At 64.1% G+C, this 19,206-nt stretch carries 16 protein-coding genes; 4 read left to right on the plus strand and 12 right to left on the minus strand.

Features of this window, described 5'->3' with window-relative positions:
• Positions 1 to 173 precede the first annotated feature (173 nt).
• On the minus strand, positions 174 to 1,373 hold the full coding sequence (mtnK, locus tag ABLV54_RS16885) for an S-methyl-5-thioribose kinase (protein WP_023288798.1): 1,200 nt from the start codon (positions 1,371 to 1,373) through the stop codon (positions 174 to 176).
• Positions 1,374 to 1,474: 101 nt separating this feature from the next.
• On the opposite strand from mtnK, the gene mtnA reads away from it, so the two are divergent.
• Positions 1,475 to 2,503 (plus strand): S-methyl-5-thioribose-1-phosphate isomerase, encoded by a 1,029-nt coding sequence (gene mtnA, locus ABLV54_RS16890; RefSeq protein WP_050532997.1) that lies wholly within the window; start codon positions 1,475 to 1,477, stop codon positions 2,501 to 2,503.
• A 59-nt stretch (positions 2,504 to 2,562) separates the two neighbouring features.
• On the opposite strand, the gene ABLV54_RS16895 is transcribed toward mtnA, so the two are convergent.
• The 7 genes from ABLV54_RS16895 to codB form a co-directional block, all read right to left on the minus strand.
• Positions 2,563 to 3,831 carry a histidine phosphatase family protein gene (locus ABLV54_RS16895; RefSeq protein WP_101881417.1) on the minus strand — a complete coding sequence of 423 codons (1,269 nt, stop codon included), beginning with the start codon at positions 3,829 to 3,831 and terminating at the stop codon, positions 2,563 to 2,565.
• Positions 3,832 to 3,857: 26 nt separating this feature from the next.
• The gene (locus ABLV54_RS16900; protein WP_023288801.1) at positions 3,858 to 5,216 is read right to left on the minus strand and encodes an MFS transporter; all 1,359 of its coding nucleotides are present in this window, start codon (positions 5,214 to 5,216) and stop codon (positions 3,858 to 3,860) included.
• A 110-nt stretch (positions 5,217 to 5,326) separates the two neighbouring features.
• The gene (locus ABLV54_RS16905) at positions 5,327 to 6,136 is read right to left on the minus strand and encodes an inositol monophosphatase (RefSeq protein WP_050532995.1); all 810 of its coding nucleotides are present in this window, start codon (positions 6,134 to 6,136) and stop codon (positions 5,327 to 5,329) included.
• Between the two features lie 121 nt (positions 6,137 to 6,257).
• Positions 6,258 to 7,214 (minus strand): LacI family DNA-binding transcriptional regulator, encoded by a 957-nt coding sequence (locus ABLV54_RS16910; protein ID WP_072096504.1) that lies wholly within the window; start codon positions 7,212 to 7,214, stop codon positions 6,258 to 6,260.
• 145 nt (positions 7,215 to 7,359) lie between these two features.
• Positions 7,360 to 8,598, minus strand: a complete 1,239-nt coding sequence (codA, locus tag ABLV54_RS16915) for a cytosine deaminase (protein WP_023288804.1) — start codon at positions 8,596 to 8,598, stop codon at positions 7,360 to 7,362.
• On the minus strand, positions 8,595 to 9,830 hold the full coding sequence (locus tag ABLV54_RS16920) for a PucR family transcriptional regulator ligand-binding domain-containing protein (protein ID WP_348814197.1): 1,236 nt from the start codon (positions 9,828 to 9,830) through the stop codon (positions 8,595 to 8,597). Before ABLV54_RS16920 ends, codA begins: the two co-directional genes overlap by 4 nt.
• Positions 9,827 to 11,089, minus strand: a complete 1,263-nt coding sequence (codB, locus tag ABLV54_RS16925) for a cytosine permease (RefSeq protein WP_044521587.1) — start codon at positions 11,087 to 11,089, stop codon at positions 9,827 to 9,829. Before codB ends, ABLV54_RS16920 begins: the two co-directional genes overlap by 4 nt.
• A 452-nt stretch (positions 11,090 to 11,541) precedes the next feature.
• On the opposite strand from codB, the gene ABLV54_RS16930 reads away from it, so the two are divergent.
• Genes ABLV54_RS16930 through ABLV54_RS16940 form a run of 3 tightly spaced genes read left to right on the plus strand, consistent with a single transcriptional unit; the run spans position 11,542 to position 14,684 of the window.
• Positions 11,542 to 12,150: a methylthioribulose 1-phosphate dehydratase gene (locus tag ABLV54_RS16930; protein WP_050532994.1), complete on the plus strand. Its 609-nt coding sequence runs from the start codon at positions 11,542 to 11,544 to the stop codon at positions 12,148 to 12,150.
• 12 nt (positions 12,151 to 12,162) lie between these two features.
• Positions 12,163 to 13,659 carry an FGGY-family carbohydrate kinase gene (locus ABLV54_RS16935; protein WP_248860983.1) on the plus strand — a complete coding sequence of 499 codons (1,497 nt, stop codon included), beginning with the start codon at positions 12,163 to 12,165 and terminating at the stop codon, positions 13,657 to 13,659.
• Positions 13,656 to 14,684, plus strand: coding sequence for a 2-hydroxyacid dehydrogenase (locus tag ABLV54_RS16940; RefSeq protein WP_023288808.1), 1,029 nt, complete (start codon positions 13,656 to 13,658; stop codon positions 14,682 to 14,684). The genes ABLV54_RS16935 and ABLV54_RS16940 overlap by 4 nt, the downstream gene beginning before the upstream one ends.
• Before the next feature lie 41 nt (positions 14,685 to 14,725).
• On the opposite strand, the gene ABLV54_RS16945 is transcribed toward ABLV54_RS16940, so the two are convergent.
• The 4 genes from ABLV54_RS16945 to ABLV54_RS16960 are packed head-to-tail and all read right to left on the minus strand — an operon-like array spanning position 14,726 to position 19,168.
• Positions 14,726 to 15,667 carry a sugar kinase gene (locus ABLV54_RS16945; protein WP_050532993.1) on the minus strand — a complete coding sequence of 314 codons (942 nt, stop codon included), beginning with the start codon at positions 15,665 to 15,667 and terminating at the stop codon, positions 14,726 to 14,728.
• 11 nt (positions 15,668 to 15,678) lie between these two features.
• On the minus strand, positions 15,679 to 16,683 hold the full coding sequence (locus ABLV54_RS16950; RefSeq protein WP_032455105.1) for an ABC transporter permease: 1,005 nt from the start codon (positions 16,681 to 16,683) through the stop codon (positions 15,679 to 15,681).
• Positions 16,680 to 17,669, minus strand: coding sequence for an ABC transporter permease (locus tag ABLV54_RS16955; protein ID WP_050532992.1), 990 nt, complete (start codon positions 17,667 to 17,669; stop codon positions 16,680 to 16,682). Before ABLV54_RS16955 ends, ABLV54_RS16950 begins: the two co-directional genes overlap by 4 nt.
• Positions 17,666 to 19,168 (minus strand): sugar ABC transporter ATP-binding protein, encoded by a 1,503-nt coding sequence (locus ABLV54_RS16960; protein ID WP_348814199.1) that lies wholly within the window; start codon positions 19,166 to 19,168, stop codon positions 17,666 to 17,668. Before ABLV54_RS16960 ends, ABLV54_RS16955 begins: the two co-directional genes overlap by 4 nt.
• Positions 19,169 to 19,206: the final 38 nt, after the last annotated feature.

Raw genomic sequence — 19,206 nt, forward strand, 5'->3', positions numbered from 1 at the left:
TGGCGGCTTTCGCCTTACCCGGCCTACAAAAGACTGCAATATCAAACCGTTATGCAGTTATCTGTAGGCCCGCGCAAGCGCAGCGCCGCCGGGCAATCTCAGAAGATTGCACTTTTTAGGCTTTGCTCCCTCTCCCTGGGGGAGAGGGCCGGGGTGAGGGCAACAGGCCGCGCTCAGCTGTACTGGCGCACCCGCGCCAGCAGCTCGTCGACGCTGTCGATACGCTCGGCCAATACGATCAGCGCTTTGCCCAGGGTAATGGCGTGGCGCAGGCACTCATGCCGCATGGCGTCATCCTGGATAGTGTCGATATCCGCGACGTGCGACAGCCCGACGCTGCGGCGGATCAGTTCGCTGCCGCAGAAGCCGACCGCGTCCGCCCAGACCTTTTTCAGAAAGGCGGAGGCGTAGCCGGGGTAAGCCAGCGCCGCGTCGCGGGTTTTCTCCGCCGCCAGCGCCTGGAAGCGCTCGGCAAAGGTGGTCCACAGCTGGTGGATGTCGTTCAGCCGCTGCTCGCGCGCGGCGGCGGCGTCGCGAATGCCGAGCTGGCCCGGCAGGCCGCAGTAGTTCAGCAGCAGGTTGCCGATGGCGGTGCCGATATCGAAGCCGATGGGGCCGAAGTAGCCGAACTCGGCGTCGATGGCCTTCAGGCTGCCTTCGGCAACGAAAATCGACCCGCTGTGGATATCGCCATGCAGCAGCGCTTCCGCATGGGCAAAGAAACGGTGCTTCAGCGCCGCCACCGCCAGCTTAAGCTGGGCGTCGTCGCGCAGGGCGGCGACATCGGCCTCCAGCTCCGCCGGGTAGTTATTGCGCGCGTGGATCTGATACGGGTCGTTAAAGAACAGATCCTCGGTGATCTCGCACATCGCCGGGTTAATAAACTGCGCCACCTGCGCCTTTTTCTCGTGGGGATGGAGATAGAAATCGCTGGTGTGAAACAGCACCTGTGCCAGATAGTCGCCAAGCTGGCGGGCCGCCTGAGGGTAGTAGACGTTAGCGATAAGCTCCCCGCGCCAGATGCGGTGGTCAGAAAGATCTTCCATCACCATCACCGCCAGTTCGGGATCAAAGTGATGGATTTTTACCGTGTGCTGCGGGCTGTGCTGATAGTGGGCGACCAGGGTCTGCGCTTCCAGACGGGCGCGGTCAAGGGTCAGCGGCCAGGATTCGCCGACGCAGCGCACGTAGGGCAGGGCCTGTTTGACGATCGCCCGGCTGACGCCCTGGCGATCGAACACTTTAAACACCAGATTGAGGTTGCCATCGCCCACTTCCTGCGCGCTGACCAGCTCAGATGGGTTGTCGATGCCGGCGAACTGCTGCGCGTAAGCCACGGCGTCGTGGGCGGTGAAGGTATGGTATTGCGACATTGCCTCGATCCTCGAATTCTGATTAAGCCGTTCAGACGTCTATACTTCTGGATTTCATCCTGACACAATGTGATACAACAACGCAACAGGGATTTAACGACATGCAGACATTACAGACCACCAGCCTGCGGGTGAGTGAAAATCAGCTTTTTATTCTCGACCAGCAGGCCTTGCCGCAGGAAAAACGCTGGCTGGCGGCGGATAACGTTGCGCTGCTGGTGGATCATATTCACGCCCTGCGGGTGCGCGGCGCGCCGTTGATTGGCCTGTCCGCCAGCCTGCTGCTGGCCCTGCTGGCCCAGCGCGGCCTGAGCCGGGATGAACTCCAGCAGGCGCTGGAGACGCTGCGCGCGGCGCGGCCGACGGCGGTCAACCTGATGAATAATCTGGATCGCATGAAGCAGGCGCTGGCCCGGGAGGATTACCCGCAGGCGCTGGAAGCGGAAGCCCTGCGTCTGGTCGAAGAAGATAAACAGCTGTGCGACCGCATCGCTGAGGCAGGCAGTGCGCTGGTGAAGCCCGGTAGCCGCCTGCTGACCCACTGCAACACCGGTGGCCTGGCGACCGCCGGGGTGGGGACCGCCCTGGGCGTTATCGCGCTGGCGCACCGGCAGGGAAAGGTGGCCAGCGTGTGGGTCGATGAAACCCGGCCGCTGCTGCAGGGCGGACGTTTAACCGCGTGGGAGCTGGGCGAGATGGGCGTGCCCTATCAGCTGATCACCGATTCAATGGCCGCCAGCCTGATGGCGCAGGGGCAGGTGGATGCGGTGTGGGTCGGCGCCGACCGTATCGCCGCCAACGGCGATGTGGCGAATAAAATCGGCACCTATTCGCTGGCGGTTTTGGCCCATTACCACCAGATCCCGTTCTACGTCGCTGCGCCGCAGACGACCCTCGATCGCCATTGCCCGAACGGGGCGGCCATCCCCATTGAGCAGCGCGCCGCGGCGGAAGTGACCGGGGTGGCGGGCAGCTTTGGCGCGGTACAGTGGGCGCCGACCGGGGCCGCCGTTTACAATCCGGCGTTCGACGTCACGCCTGCCGGGCTGATTAGCGGCTGGGTGCTGGACAGCGGGGTGGTCACCCCGGCGCAAGTTGCCGCCGGGGCGTTTGCGCCGGACCACGGATAGCGGACCCTGTGCCGGGCCTGGAAAAAACGGTTTCCCGGGCCCGGGCAATCGCCTGGCCGCTACGGCAGGACCATCGCTACCGCCGGGGCGGAGGGCCGGTCGATACGCTGACCCAGCGCGGTGATAGCCGCCTGGAAGGGACACAGCGTACCGACGTCGGTCTGACGGCAGCCCGGCTGACGCCACTCCTGACGCAGCATCGGGTGCTGCGCGTCCGGCGTCTGCAGACGACGCAGGTCGTCGAGGCCTTGCGCCTGGAAATAGACCCGCAGATAGCGTTCCCCGCTCTTCGCGTCGCGCCAGCGCTCCAGCACCAGGCTACTGCCCGGCGGGATATTTCCCCGGCTGTAGCCCGGCAGCTGCCAGCTAAAGTTCATCAGCGTGCGCACCATGGCGATATTGGTGTCATGGGCCACCAGCAGCAGCCAGCGTACGTTCGGATTCGCCTCTGGTTTGACGCCGTCGAGCATGGCGTTGAGCAGCACCGACCCGCGTTTTTGCGCGGTATACAGCACGTCGTTGCTCAGATCGTAGTTTTCCGTTAACAGCGGCAGCAGGGCGGTGATCTGACTGGCCTGGGCGATCTTGCCCCACGCCAGCTGGCTGAGAGGCAGGTTTTCACTCCAGCCGAGACGCAGCGTCTCCACCATATTGGCCATCACGCTCAGTCCGCTAATGGTGGTTTTCCCGCTTTTACTCTGCTCGACCTGCCACGGGGTGTCGAAGACCGGACAGGGCTTATCGGCCTGACAAACCGCCTGTTTCAAAAGCTGGATGGCCGGCGCCAGCGCCTGCCGACGCTGCGCCAGATCCCCGGCCTTCTCTTTTACCGCCGCCAGCTGGCGGGCGGGGTCGGTTTGCGTGGCGGCGAATTTGTCGGTCTGAAACAGCGGATCGGCGTCCCCGCTGACGTAATGGATAGCGACGCCGCAGCCGGGGAAGGCGCCATCCACCAGCGCCTGGGCGGTCGCCCGCGTCCGCTGCAGCGGGCTGGCGCGCACGTAAATCGACTCCGCCGTCGGGCATCCCGACTGCAGCAGGCCAAGCTGGCGATAGTGCTGGCCTTCCTCACGCCCTTTATTGACCACGGCGGCATAGCCATGACCGGTGAGCTCGCCGTCATGGGTGGTCCACTCGGTCCACGGTCGTCCGGTGGCGGCCTCGATGGCTTCCCGGTTGCCGGCCGTCGGCGGACGAATCCCGTGGCGGCTAAGCTCCACCACTTTCTCCAGCTGCCAGTCCGCGGCGGCGGCAGATTGCAGCGCCAGCAGCGGCAGCGCGCAGGCGATAAACAGGCGTAACAGCCCCTGATGTCTTGCAGGCATCATATCTTCTTCCTTAATTCGTTAATCGGTTATGAGGAGAACGAGGTCTGCCGTTCGACGGCATGGCGCCGGGCGACGATGGCGGCAGTGGTAAAACAGAGTAGCGCGGAACCCAGACCGGTACCCACCCAGAACAGCGCCAACGTGCTGAAATCATACAGCGTTTTGCCGTTCTCAAGGATAGCCGTTTTATCAATAATGATCCCGGTGAGAAACTCGCCCAGGCCGGCGCCGGCGTAGCTGGCGATGCCGATGGTGCCGAGCGCGGCCCCCGCCGCTTTGCGCGAGGAGATATCGACGGCGATCAGCCCGCCGAGAAAGCAGGTCAGAGCGCCAATGGTTGCCCCGAAGATAATCATCGCCAGAATATCAGTGTAATAATTGTGCGGCGACCAGAGCATCAGGGCGAAGCCGGCGGTGTTCAGCAGGCTGATAAACCCGGCCATCACGCTGCGGTTGCGCGGGAAAAAGCGGTCGGAGAGCATGCCGGCGATGATGGTCCCGGCGATGCCGGCGATGGCGTTGACGCCGATAATCCCGGACGCCTCCAGCGTGGAGTAGGCTTTATCCTGCTCCAGAAAGAAGATCCCCCAGGAGTTGACGGCGTAGCGGTCGATGTACATAAAGGCGGAGGCGAGGGCGAGGGTCCACAGCGCCGGGTTGCGCAGCGCCAGCAGCTGGTTTTTAAACACCGAGCCGCGGGCTTCGGCCTCCTCCTGCGGTTCATCGCGGATGACGTTGATGGACGGGAAGCCGCTGCTCTGCGGCGAATCGTGCATGAACAGCACCAGCAGCACCACGCCGGCGGCGCCGAGCGCGGCGGTGGACAGGTAGCCCATCTGCCAGCCAAACCCGGCGATCACCGCGGCGATCACCATATAGGTGACGGCCTCGCCGATATTATGTGCCGTCGACCAGATGCCATAGAAGGTGCCGCGCTCCTTAACGCCGTACCAGCGCGCCAGCGAGACCGCGCAGGGGCCGACGCCCATCGACTGCGCCCAGCCGTTGATCCCCCAGAAGATGGCCAGCAGCAGGGCGTTGGTGGTCATCCCCATCATCAGGTTCATCCCGGCGCTGAGCAATAAACCGAGGCTCATATAGCGCACCACGTTGGCGTGATCGGCGATAAAGCCGTTGACCAGTTTGCCGATGGCGTAGCTGAAGAACAGGGTGGAGCCGATCATGCCGAGCTCCGTCGGGGTGATCCCCAGCTCCACCAGCGCGCTTTTGGCGACGGTGAACGATAACCGGCAGACGTAAAAGGTGACGTAGGCCAGGGTCATGGCGATAAAGGTTTGCCAGCGCACCCGGCGAAAACGGTGTTCATCAAACGCGGCGCCCGCTTTCGGCGGCGACGCCCGGAAAAAAGCGATAATTCCAGACATAGGTGGTTCTCCGCAGGTCGGAGGCCTGACTGATTGATGTGGTTCGTCCGTGAATGAAGTTATCGTTACTGTGTAGAGTACATAATCAGAAATAGCCTGACCCGTAAGGGTTAATGTAATGGTTGTAGGATCATCTTTTTCAGCTGCGGGTAGAGCGTCTGGCTGGCCAGCAGCAGCGGGTTGCCGCGCTGGATCCCCTCCAGCGCCAGAAAATCGTTGCTGGCGCCGCCCGCTTCGCGCATCAGCACCAGCCCCGGCAGGGCGTCCCACGGGTTCATGTGCGGCTCGTAGTAGCCAATCAACCGGCCTGCCGCCGCCCAGGCGCTCATCAGCGCGCCGGAGCCGTTGCGGATAAACATGCCGCCGTCGCTGAGCAGCGCCTGCAGAAACGGCAGAAAGTCCGCCGGGGTGACGCGATGCGAGGTGCCGACGCCCATCACCCCCTCCCTGACCGTCGTCGCGGGGTGCGGACGGATCGGGGCGTCGTTGAGCCAGGCGCCATGGCCCCGCAGGGCGTGAAACAGCTCGCGATGGTTGGGGTCATAGACCACGCCGATGACCGGTTCGCCGTCGGCGACGATCGCCAGCGACAGGCACCAGGTGTGCAAGCCGTTGAGGAAACAGCTGGTGCCATCGATGGGGTCGACCACCCACAGCACCCGCGCGTCGGACAGGCGGGCGCCGCTCTCTTCGCCGAGAAAACCATCCTCCGGAAACGCGCTCTGAATGCGCTGTTTCACAAAGGCCTCCACCCGCTTATCGGCCACGCTGACCACATCCTGCAGATCGTCGCCCTTATGGTCGACGGTCAGCGCTTCGCGTTGTTGATAGTATTCAAACGCCAGCTCAGCCCCCGCTTTCGCCAGCTCGCAGGCCAGGCGGTAGCGGGTCTGTAGCGCTTCTGATTCCTGAGATTGCATAGTGACTCCCTATTTTGCACACGTGTGCATTTTGCGTGAAAAAAACAGCCCCGAAGGGCCGAATGAGTGTGGCCGGGTTTCACAGAAGATTCTGTGATCGATCCAGCATAAAATGATTTTTTCATTTCGCACTTTGACGAATAATTAGTTTCACTGGCACTTCGCGATGGCGCGAGGGCAGGCTGAAGCGGGCGATCCGCGTCATCAACAGATCCACCGCGTGGTGGGCCAGCAGGGCGGTATTCTGTTGAACGGTGGTGAGCTGATAGGGGCGCCAGTCCGCCTGCGGGATATCGTCAAAGCCGACGATGGCCGGTAGCGGGGCGGCGGCGGGGGCGTCCCGCAGGCCGTCCAGGGCGCCCAGCGCCAGCATATCGGTGGCGCAGAACAGGGCCTGCACCCCGGGGTTTTCAGCAACTAATTCTCTGGCGGCCTGGTGGCCGGCCTGATAACCGCCGCCGTCGCAGAAGCGGCTGGTCACTGTCATGCCCGACGTCTGAGCGATGAACGCGTCATAACGCTGGCGGGTGCTGAAGTTCTCGCGATTTTCGCCAATAAAGCCAACCTGCCGCCAGCCTCGACGACTGAACAAGCCCGCCACCAGCTTCGCCCCCTGGGCGTTATCGCTGCACACCCGGTCGCAGCCGGCGAGGTCCGCATGACGGTTGATCAGGGTGACGGGGATCTTGCGCGCCAGGTACTCTTCCGCCAGCGACAGCGGCGGCGCGCCGGAGGTGATGATCACGCCGGCGACGTGGTAGCTCAGCAGCTGTTTAAGCGAAGGGGCGAGCTGCTGCGGATCGTCAGCGTTCATCAGCAGCGGCATAAAGCCGTTGAGCGCCAGCTGATGGACCAGCGGCGCCAGCAGTTTGCTGCGAAACGGGTTGTCGAAACCGGCGGTGACGATGCCGATAAAATTACTGCTGCCGGTGATCATCGTCCGGGCGATGATATTCACCTGATAGCCCAGAGCTTCCGCGGCGCTCAGCACCTTCTGCCGGGTCTTCTCCGACACCGAGGCGCCGGGGGTGAAGGTCCGGGAGACCGCCGAGCGCGAGACGCCGGCCAGTCTGGCCACATCCTCGGCCTTAATCCATTTTTTATCGCTCATCGTCGTTTCGCGCCGTCTGTTTTCCAGGAAGCCGACGCCCGGGCGGGCGTCGGTCACGCACACTGCCTGAAAAGGTATCACAGAAAGGCGCCGACGCGCAGCGCCTTGCGCCTTATGCCGGGTAGCGGATGTGCTCCACCTCACGCTGTAAAATCACCTTACCGTGGCGAATGGAGGTTAGCACCCGCGCCTGGCGGCGGACGGCCTCGTAGTCGTTTTCCGCATCGAGGATCAGCAGGTTAGCCGGGCGGCCTTCGGCGAGGCCGTAGTTATCGCCCAGACAGAGCGCCCGGGCGCTGTTGTCGGTGACGAAGTCGAGGCAGCGCTGCAGATCGTCATAGCCGAGCATATGGCAGATGTGCAGTCCGGCATCCAGAATGCGCAGGATATTGCCGTTCCCCAGCGGATACCACGGATCCTGAATCGAGTCCTGAGCAAAGCAGACGTTGATGCCGGCGCGATCCAGCTCCGCCACCCGGGTGACGCCGCGCCGTTTCGGCCAGCTGTCAAACCGGCCCTGCAGATGAATGCTTTCGGTCGGGCAGGAGATAAAGTTGATCCCCGAGGCTTTCAGCAGGCGAAACAGCTTCGAACAGTAGGCGTTGTCATAAGAGCCCATCGCGCAGGTGTGGCTGGCGGTGACCTGCGCCCCCATACCGCGCACCCGGGCCTCTTCCGCCAGCACTTCGAGAAAACGCGACTGCGGATCGTCGATTTCATCGCAGTGGACATCCACCAGGCGGCCATAGCGCTGGGCGAGGTCCATCAAAAACATCACCGAACTGACCCCTTTGTCGCGGGTGTTTTCATAGTGCGGAATGCCGCCCACCACGTCGGCGCCCATCTCGATGGCGCGCGTCATCAGCCCCCGACCGTCGGGGTAGGATTCAATCCCCTCCTGCGGAAAGGCGACAATCTGCAGATCGATGAGATCGGCGGCCTCTTTTTTCACCGCCAGCAGCGCCTGCAGGGCCGACAGCGACGGGTCGGTGACATCCACATGGGTCCGGACGTGCTGGACGCCGAAATCGCGCAGCATGCCGATGGTTTTCAGCGCCCGCTGGCGGGTGTCCTCCGGGGTGATGCTCGCTTTGCGCTGGCTCCAGCGGGTGATGCCTTCAAACAGGGTGCCGCTGCGGTTCCACTCCGGCTCGCCCGCGGTGAGGGTGGCGTCAAGATGAATATGCGGCTCGACGAAGGGGGGGATCGCTAGCCGGCCCTGGGCGTCGATATCGCCGGCGACGGCGGTCTGCATCGCGGTTTGGGCGGTCATGCGCTGAATCAGGCCGTCCTGCAGCTCAAGGGTAAACAGCGCCTCCTGGCGGCGCAGGCGGGCGTTAACAATTTTCATGGTTGGTCCTGTAAATGGTTTTGCGATAAACGCCAGATCACCAGCGCGACCGAGGCGTTGAGATGAAACTGAGGGTGGCTGACCGGGTAGCCGGTCAGTTTTTCAATACGCTGGATGCGCTGATGCAAGGTGTTGCGATGGAGACCCAGCCGGTCGGCGGCCCGCACCACGTTGCCGTTCTCCTGCTGCAGCGTCTCGAGGGTCTCCAGCAGCAGCCACGGCGCTTTACGGCCCGGCTCGATCAGGCAGCCCAGGGTGTCGTGCATAAAATCGTTGAGCAGCGCCGGGTCGCTGACCGCGGACAGCAGTTTGATAAACCCCAGCTGCTGATAGTCGCTGATCCGCTGGGTCGGCCGCAGGGTATCGCAAAGATCCAGTGCCTGTCGCGCCTGCGACAGCGCCCGCGGGTAGCCCTGCAGCTGCCTGACCGGCGCGGAAAGGCCGCAGAGCAGCGACAAACTCTCTTCTCCCTCCGCCAGCGTCTGCAGCCACTGCTGTAGCCACTTTTTCTGCTGAAAGCCTTCCCCCTCCTCATCCGGCAGCAGGAAAAGGAACATATTGCTGCGCTCCAGCAGCGGGAAGGGGTTGCCCTGCTGGTTGAGCTGCAGCTGCAGCTGCTGGCGCACGCTGCGGTGGGCCTGCTGCAGCCAGGCTTCGGCCTGTTCGGGCGGAAACTGGCGAAACAGGCGGGACAGTCCCTCCAGGCGCAGCGCCGCCAGCCGCAGCGGGCGGGTAAAATCGAGCTGCTGGTGGAGGGCGCGCAGGTGGAGCATCTGCAGGTCCGGATAGTCGCCGGTGACCAGCTGCATCAGGATGTCGCGCTGCGACTGCAGGGCGCTTTCGCTGCGAACCAGCGCGGTGCCGACCCGCTCGGTGACAATCACCATCTTCAGCAGGTAGGGCTGCTCGATCAGTGGAATGCCCAGCTCGTCGGCAAGCGCGATCAGCGTGGCGGGAATGGCGTGGATATAGGCCTCGCCGGTGAGGATCACCATCCCGGCGATGCCGCGCTGTTTGCCCTCCATCAGCAGCTGGATCAGGTTGGCTTCATCCCGGGGATGGTTGATGCCAGTGATAAAGACCAGCTCGCCGCCCATGATCCACTCGGCGATATGCTCATTTTCCGCCACGTAGTACCAGCGTACCGCCCGCTGCAGCCCTTGCTTTCCCGCCCGCAGACGCAGGGCGGAGAGTCCCTCAAGGGCCAGCAGTTCGCTGACCGTCAGGCTCATGGCTCCTGCTCCGCGACGGCGGCAGGCTGACGCTTGCTTAGCAGGGTCAGGGCGATATAGACCAGCGCGGAGACGGTGATCCCCACCAGCGGCGCGATCCACGGCGACAGATAAGCCACCACCGCGCCGGCGGCGTAGGCGCCGAGTCCCAGCCAGTTAAAACGCGGCAAGCGGGCGTTCTGCAGCAGGGGATAGCGCCCGCCGCGGGCGAACCAGTAGTCGGCGAGGATCACCCCGCCGATGGGCGGGATAATGCTGCCCAGCAGCACGAGGAACGGGATCAGCATTTCGTACATACCGCCAATGGCCAGCACAATGCCCACCCCGGCGGCGGCGAGGGTCAGCGTGCGGCGACGTTCGCTGCGCAGCAGATGGCAGGCGGCGGCGGAGACGTTATAGATGGTGGGGCCCTGGATGGTCAGCAGATTGAGACACAGCATGATCACCGCGGCCACCGACAGCCCCTGCAGGATCAGCACTTCGACGATATCGGCCTGTTGATAGACGATAGCGCACCAGGCGCCGGCGACGATCATCAGCCCGTTGCCGACGAGGAAGCTGCCCATGCTGGCGAGAATGGCGGTACGGCTGGAGTTGGCCAGCCGGGTCCAGTTTGTCGCCTGGGTGGCGCCGCTGGCGAAGGTGCCAAAGACCATGGTGATGGCCGCCGACCAGGTCATGGCGTCGCCTGGCGCAATGCGGGTCATCGCCTGCCAGCCGCCGGCGTGGCGCAGCGCCAGATACATGGAGACCACCAGCAGCACGAACATCAGCGGCACCGACAGGCGCGACAGCGCGTCCAGCCCCTTGTAGCCCACCAGCGCGGTGACGCAGAACAGAATGCCAAACAGCACCATCAGCGGCAGGGTCAGCGCCTCGGGCAGGGCGAGGATCTTCACCAGCGAGATAGCGACCGTGGCCGTCCCCCACGCGTACCAGCCCAGCTCGGCAAAGCCAAGGATAAAATCGGCCAGCTTGCTGCCGATCTCGCCGAAGCAGAAGCGGCCCATCAGCACCGTATTCAGGCCGCTGCGCGCGGCGATCCAGCCCAGCGATGCGGCATACAGGGCCAGCAAGGCGTTGCCGATGAAGGCTATCCACAGCAGATTGACGATGGAAAAGGAGACGCCGAGTTTACCGCCGGCGAACATCGTGCCGGTGAAAAAGGTAAAGCTGAATAACACCATGGCGATGGAAAATACGCCTTTACGTCCGGCGGCAGGCGCTTCGACGAGGGGAAAATCATTGCTGTTTGACATCCTGGAACCTCTGGCTGGTTAGATGGGCGGTGATAGCCGGAAGTAGCAAGAGATGTGCCAGGAAAAACCGGGCACGGGGAATAGCGCGCGGTGTGCAATATGCACAGTTATTGCAGGATGCAGGGGAAGTAATGCCATTTTAGTGTGCATCATGCCATGTTTTGCACCAGTCGGGGGCAGAGGAGAGCGGCGACGGTATTCCCGGCGCAGGCGGAGAATTTCAGCCAGCAGAATCCGCCAGCGTTTTGGCGCCAGACAGGAGGGAATCGTAGCGGAATCACCGCGGTTGGTTAAATTGCTGTGAATAAAGGTTATTTAATATGCATTTATGATATAACCATTTGGCTTATGTGTGTTTCCTGAAATATTGTTCCCTCCGGTTAGCGGTGTTAGTATCGGGTAAATAGCCATTTAGACGGCTAAATAAATTATCGCTAACCTAAGGAACTGCTATGTGGCAAGAAAGACTCGCGCAACTGGTTACCACCTGTCATTGGATCGGCGCGAAAGGCTGGGCGCCGGCGACCGGCGGCAATATGTCGGTGCGTCAGGATGACACCTGGTGCTGGCTAAGCGAGTCGGGCCGCGACAAAGGCAGCCTGACGACCGAGGATTTCCTGCAGGTGGAGATCGCCACCAACCAGGCCCCTTCCGGACGGAAACCGTCGGCCGAGACCGGCCTGCACACGCTGGTCTATCGCCTGTTCCCGGAGGCCAACGTGGTGCTGCATGTGCATACCGTCAACGCCACCGTGCTGTCGCGCATCGAAAAAAGCGACACGCTGGCGCTGCAGGGGTATGAAATGCAGAAAACCCTCAGCGGGCAGCACAGCCATCTCGACACCATTCCGGTCGCCATCTTCGATAACGATCAGGATATTGACGCCCTGGCGGCGCGGATTGCCGATTATGCGCAAACCCGCCCGCTGCGCTACGGCTTTCTGCTGCGCGGACATGGCCTGACCTGCTGGGGGAAAGATATTCAGGAGGCCCGCCGACAGCTGGAAGGGCTGGAGTTCCTGTTCGAGTGCGAGCTGATGCGCCGCCGCTACGAGCCTTGAGCCGGAGCAGGTATGGATTTTTATCTTGGTATCGATATCGGCACCTCCCGGGTGAAAGCGGTGCTGTTTGATCAGCATTTCACCGCGCGCGCCAGCGCCGCGGAAAACACCTCCCCCCGCCTGTCGGCCAATGGCTACGCGGAACAGGATATGACCCAGCTGTGGCATTCGGTGCTGGCTATTCTGCGCCAGATTGCCCGCCACCCGGCGCTGCAGGCGGGGCGGCTGCGGGCCATCGGCCTCGCCGGGCAAGGGGAGGGAGTCTGGCTCAGCGATGAGCAGGGCGAACCGGTGGGCCCGGGGATCCTGTGGAGCGATACCCGCAGCCACGCGCTGATGAGCGACCTGCTGCGCCGGCCCGGCTTTGACCGGCGCTATTTCGCCGATACCGGCACCCACCTGCAGCCCTGCAATACCAGCCTGCAGCTGTACTGGCTGAAACAGTATCAGCCGGAGCGGCTGGCGGCCGCGCGCTATCTGTTTTTCGCCAAGGACTGGATCCGCTTTCGCCTGACCGGCGTGGCGGCGCTGGAGCTGACGGACGCCAGCAGCTCGTTACTCAATCAGCAGAGCGGCAGCTGGTCCTCGGTGGTGATGAACGAGATGGGGCTGGATGAACTGCTGCCGCTGTTTCCCCCGCTGCTGGCCCCGGATGCTCCGGCCGGCACGCTGAGCGACGCGGTGGCGGCGCTAACCGGGCTGCCCGCCGCGACGCCGGTGGCCGCCGGGGCGCTGGATCTCTGCAGCGCCGCGCTGGGCTGCGGCGCGGTCAACGAAGGGGACATCTACACGATCCTCGGCACCACCTGCTGCACCGGGATCGTCTGCCGCGGCCCGCAGACGGTGAACGAGGCGACGCGCTTTGTCACCCATACCGAAGCCGGACAGGTGATCTCGCTGTTTCCGATGCAGGCCGGTACGCCAAACATTGACTGGCTGCAGCAGCATATTTCGCTGGACGCCGATCTGGGTCGGCTGGAGCAGGCGATCGCGGACGTGGAGCCGGGCAGCGGCGGCGTCTTCTGGCAGCCGTACCTCAATGGCGAACGCGCGCCGTTTTACAGTCCCGACGCGCGGGCCGGCTTTATCGGCATTAGCCCGCACACCACCCGCGCCGAACTGCAGCGCGCGGTGTTTGAAGGCCTGGCCTTCGCCATTGTCGATGCGCTGCAGGGTTATCCGCAGGGCGGCGAGCTGTATCTGACCGGCGGCGGCGCCGCCTCGGCCACCTGGCTGCAGATTATCGCCGACTGTACCGGGCGCACGGTGGTCTCCAGCGCCTTTAACGAACTGAGCGCGCGCGGGGCGGCGATTCTGGCGGCCCGCAGCGTCGCTGCGCTGGCCGAGACGCCTCCGCTGGCGCAGACCCGCTATCAGCCGCGCCCTCAGGCGCATGCCCGCTATGCGGCGCTGTATCCCGTTTATCGCCTGCTGCGCGAGCAGATGCTGCCGGTATGGCAGGCCAGGCAGGCCGCTCTTCAACATCTTTCTCAGGAAGTACAACCATGAAAATCGTTTTTACCGCCGAGCATGCTGGCGACCTTAGCGCCTTCCACCAGCTGGGCGAGCTGCTGGTGGAGGGATGGGCGCTGGGCAAACCGAAACTCAGCGCCGGCCAGCTGATTGAGCTGGCCCACGACGCCGAGGTGCTGGTGACCAGCTATGATGAAGTGACGGACGCGGTGATGGCCGCCTGTCCGCGCCTGCAGGTGATCGCCTGTACCCGCGCCAATCCGGTGAATATTGATACCCAGGCCGCGCAGGCGCGCGGCATCCGGGTGCTCTACACCCCGGGGCGCAATGCCGATGCCGCCGCGGAGCTGACGCTTGGCCTGATGCTCAGCCTGGCGCGCCACATTCCGCAATCCCATGCGGCGCTGAAGCGGGGGGAGTTCACGCAGGCTGATAATGCCGCCGCCGCCACCCAGCAGGGCCTGCGGCGGGATGTGGTCTGGGACGTGAGCCCGGAAAGCCCCTATGAAGTGTTTAAGGGCAGTGAACTGCGCAATAAAACGTTGGGGCTGGTGGGCTATGGCAACATTGGCCGCCGGGTGGCGCGTATCGCCCGGGCGTTCGGCATGGCGGTGCGGGTGGTGGATCCGTTCGTCGCCGCAGAGGATATCAATGAGCCAGGGCTACAGAAAACGACCCTCGAGGCGCTGTTCCGCGACGCGGATATCGTCAGCCTGCATCTGAGCAGCGGACCGCACAGCGACGGGCTGGTGAATGCGGCGCTGTTAAACAGCATGAAGCCCGGCGCGCTGCTGATCAATACCTCCCGCGCGGCGGTGGTCGACGAAGCGGCGCTGATTGATGCCCTGCGTCACGGCCCGCTGGGCGGCGCGGCGCTGGACGTGTATCACCGAGAACCGCTGTGGCGCGATCACCCATTTGTCACCGAGTTTGATAACGTGATTATTACGCCGCATATCGCCGGGGCTACCCGGGAGAGTATCGCCAAACACACGGCGATGATTGCCGCCGATCTTCAGCGCTATGTCGCCGGAGAGCCGCTGCTGTACCAGTGGCGTTAAGCCGCTAGCGCCGCCGCGCCTGCGGCAGCGCGGGTCCAGCGTCAGGGGCGATGGGCCGCCATAAAAGCCTGGGTCTGTTCCCAGTCCACCACCCCGGCATCCGATCCCATCCCGGTCGCCACCAGCGCGGCCACCGCCGAGGCGACGTCGCACGCTGCTTTCACGCTGAGTCCGCGCGCCAGCGCGGCTATAAACCCGCCGCAGTAGCTGTCGCCGCAGCCGGTGGTATCCACCGCCTCGACCGGCCACGGCGCAATATGCTCCAGCATGCCATCGCGGCCGATAAGCCAGGAGCCGTTCTCGCCGTCTTTCAGAATGCAGGTGCCCACGCCCAGCGCAAAGAAAAAGCGGGCGATGGCCTCCGGCTGCGTCTCCCCGGAGAGAAAGGCGGCTTCCTCCAGGGAAGGCATGAAATAATCCACCGACGGCAGCAGGGGCCGCAGCAGTTCCAGAGTGTGTTCATTCGGGGCGATAAGATCAAAGCTGGTGGTGACCCCGCGCGCTTTGGCCGCCTGCAACAGCCGCGCGCTCTGTCCCTGGTCCATTGCCGCCAGCAGTCCGGTCCCGCCGTGATGCAGGAAGCGACAGTCAAGGACGGCGTCAAATTCCGCCTCACTGACGAACAGGGCGTCAGACGCCCCCCGGCAGTGCAGGGCCGGACGTTCGCCGTTGGGGCGAATCGGCAGGATCGTCGCCGAGGTCTCCTTCAGCGCGGTGCGCTGGATAAGCGAGCAGTCGATGCCCAGCCGGGCATAGCTGGCGAGGATAAAGTCGGCTTTTTCATCTTCGCCCAGGCAGGCCACCGCTGCGGTGCGGATCCCGAGCTTCGCGGCGTTAATATTGGCCCCCGCGGCGGTGCCGGCGGGGTTGAGGCGAATTTGCTCAATAAAGGCGACGCCGCCGCGCGGCGGGATCGCCACCACCGGGCGCCCGGCGATATCCAGAATAGTCAGGCCGACAAACACGGCGTCAAAGGTTGCCATCGTTCTCCCGTTTAGCGATGCGTTTGGCGCAGGCGCGCCTGCCAGAAGGATAGGGCGAGGGCCACCACCAGAATCACGCCGACCAGCGCGTCTTTCACCAGATAATTGAGCCCCATCAGGTTCAGACCATTATCAATAATGGCGAGGAACAGCACGCCGCCCAGCGTGCCGGCGATGCTGACCCGGCCCAGACGGTTAAAGGCGGTGCCGATAAACACCGCCGCAATGGCGTCCATCAGATAAGACTGCCCGGCCAGCGGGGTAAATTGCCGCAGGTTGGCGGAGAGGATCACCCCGCCGACGGCGCAGAGGGCCGAGGCGGCCACCAGCACGCCGAGCATGGTCAGGCGATCGCGGATCCCGGCGATGCGCGCCGCTTCGCTGTTCTGACCGATGGCGCGGATATATTTGCCCCACAGGGTACGCTCGGTGACCAGCCAGGCCGCCAGCCACAGCGCCAGCACGATCGCGACCGGCGTGGGGATGCCGCCAAGGTTACCCACCGCCAGGTCGTGATACTCGGGGGCCATCCGCCGATAGGCTATCGCGCCGCCGCCATCGGTATAGATGCGTTCGGCGCTGCTGGCGATAAACCAGGTGCCGAGGGTGGCGAGGAAGGGGCGGATCCGGCAGATGAGGATCAGAAAGGCATTGAGCAGGCCAATCAGCACCCCGCCGAGCAGGGCGCAGCCCACCGCCGCCTGCCACGGCAGATGCCAGGTTTTCAGGGCGACGAGGGCGAAGGCGGCGCCAAAATCGAGCGCGACGCCTACCGACAGGTCAATCGCGCCCGCGCTGACGATCAAGGTCATCGCCATCGCCACAATCAGCAGGATCGCGCTGCCCTGCAGCAGGTTGGCCCAGTTATCCACGGTTAAAAATACCGGATTCGCCCAGCCGAACAGGGCAATGGCCAGCAGGGTGATGACGCCGAATCCGGCCCGCGACAGCCAGGCCAGCGGGCTGCTGACCGTCTGTTCCGCAGGCGCTGGGGTTTTCAAGGTGATTTGGCTCATGCCTCGCCTCCTTTGTGTCTGACCGCCGATGCCGCCAGCACCACCAGGATCAGGCCGCCTTTAATGGCGCCCATCCAGAAGATATTGACCCCCAGCAGGCCGAGCCCGTTAGAGAGGGCGTTAACCAGAATCGCCCCCAGCAGCGCGCCCCAGATGGTGACCACCCGACGACGCGAGAAGGCGGCGCCGATAAAGGTCGCCAGCACGGTTTCCAGCAGCAGCGGCGTAGCCGTTCCGCTGGAGCTGCCGGAGCCCTGGCTGAGCAGCGGCAGAATAGCCAGCCCGGCGGCGATGCCCGCTAACAGCCAGACCAGCAAGGTTAAGCGGCGCACGTTCAGGCCGCTCATCTGCGCCATATCGCGATTGCCGCCCACCGCCTGCACATGCTGGCCGAAGCGGGAGTGATGGAGCAGGAACTGGAACAGGATAAACACCCCCAGCAGATAGACCAGCGGCCAGGGCAGGCCCAGCACGCTGTTTTCGCGAAAGGCGACCATCAGCGGATCGCTGACCGCGATGCGCCGCTGGCCGGTCAACAGGTCCGTCAGGCCGGTAAACGCCACCGAGGTCGAGAGGGTGGCCAGCAGCGGCGGCAGGCCGGCCGCCAGCACCAGGAAGCCGTTGATCGCCCCGCAGAGCAGGCAAACCGCCGTCAGCAGCGCCAGCAGCAGGAGATACGGCGTGTGCCATTCGGCCAGCCCAAGGCTGAGCAGCGCGACGCCGAGCACCGCGGTCGCCGGCAGGGAGAGGTCGATGCCGCCGGAGACCACGTCATCTCCGCCAACGGCGATGACGCAGACCAGGCCGAAACAGAGGATCGCCAGCGGAACGCTCTGGACCAGCATCAGGCTGATATTTTGCCAGCTGAGGAAGTAGGGCGACTGCACGCTCAGCCACACCAGCAGCGCCAGAAACAGGATCAGGGGGAATTTTTCAATAATCGTCGCCAGGCCCGGACGGCTGCGACGCTGGATAGCGGTACTCATGGTGAAGGCTCCTGTCCGCCATTGATCGCCACCAGCAGGGCGTCGAGGGTCAGCCCGCGGGTGGGCAGATTGGCCGCCAGCGCGCCGCGCCAGAGGACGAGGATCCGGTCGCATAGTCCGAGTAATTCGGTGGCGTCGCTGGAGGAGACCAGCACCGCCCGTCCTTGATCGGCCAGCCGGCGCGTACGTTGATAAATATCGCGGCGGGCGCCGATATCAACCCCAAGGGTGGGTTCATCGAGAATAAACAGCCGGGCATCGGTACCGAGCCAGCGGGCGAGGATCGCTTTTTGCTGGTTGCCGCCGCTCATGTAGCGTACCGGCAGGGCCGGGCGTCCCGGGCGGATCGCCAGCTGCGCTATCCAGTCGCGCGCTTTCTGCTCGGCAAGCCCCCGCCGCTCCCAGCCAAAGGTGGCGGTCTCCGGCAGCGAGGCGAGATTAATGTTGTCAGCGGTGGTGAAAGGCAGGATCAGCCCCTGATGACGGCGGTCACGCGGGACCAGCGCCATTCCGGCGCGGATCGCCTGCTTTGGCGTACGGATACGTCGCGGCTGGCCGTCGAGGTGGATCGTACCGCGCTCCGCCGGGCGTAAGCCGTAGAGTAAGTCGACCAGCACATCGCGCCCGGCGCCGAGCAGGCCGGCGACGCCGACGATCTCCCCCGGGTGAATATCAAAAGAGAGGTCCTGTAGCTGCCGTCCGTCGCTCAGCTGGCGCACCGAGAGTAATGGAGCCGCCCCGTTGTCTGCCGCCGGGCGCTGGCGCGGGGTATACAGCTGGTCGATTTCCCGGCCGACCATCATGGCGATCAGCGTCTCGGTATTCTGCAGCAGGTCGCGGTCCGGGTAGCCGACCACTTCCCCGTTGCGCAGCACGGTGCCGCGGTCGCAGAGGGTGGCTATCTCATTGAGGTAGTGGGAAATATACAGAATGGCAATGCCCTGGTCGCGCAGGCGCAGAATGGCGGAGGAGACCAGACTGGCCTCCTGGGCCTCGAGGGGGGCGGTGGGCTCGTCGAACACCACCAGCCGCGCCGCGCCGTCGATCAGCGCGCGGGCGATTTGCACCAGCTTGCGCTCGGCCAGGCTCAGATCCCGCACCAGACGTTCGGGGTCGATCGCCAGCTGCCAGTTTTGCTGGAAAAATTGCGCCGTGGCGGCCCTCATCCGTCGGCGATCCAGCGCCCCCCAGCGGGTGCGATACTCCTGACCCAGAAACACCGATTCCGCGACGGTAAAGTGCGGGATCAGGTTGAGCTCCTGGTGGATCACGCGGATGCCGGCGGCTTCGATGGCTGCCGGGTTGCCGAGGGGCAGCGGGCGGCCGTCGAGGGTCGCGCTGCCGCTGTCGGCCTGATAGACGCCGGCGAGGATTTTGATCAGCGTCGATTTACCGGCGCCGTTCTCGCCAATCAGGCCATGAATTTCCCCCGGATTGAGGCGCAGGGTAACCGCATTAAGCGCCGTTACGCTGGCAAAACGTTTGCCGATCTGGTCCATGACCAGACCCGCGGCGGGGCGCTCCCCGCCAGGGTGTT

It is taken from the genome of Klebsiella sp. JB_Kp042 (genome assembly GCF_040065275.1).
Classification (GTDB): Bacteria; Pseudomonadota; Gammaproteobacteria; order Enterobacterales; family Enterobacteriaceae; genus Klebsiella; species Klebsiella quasipneumoniae.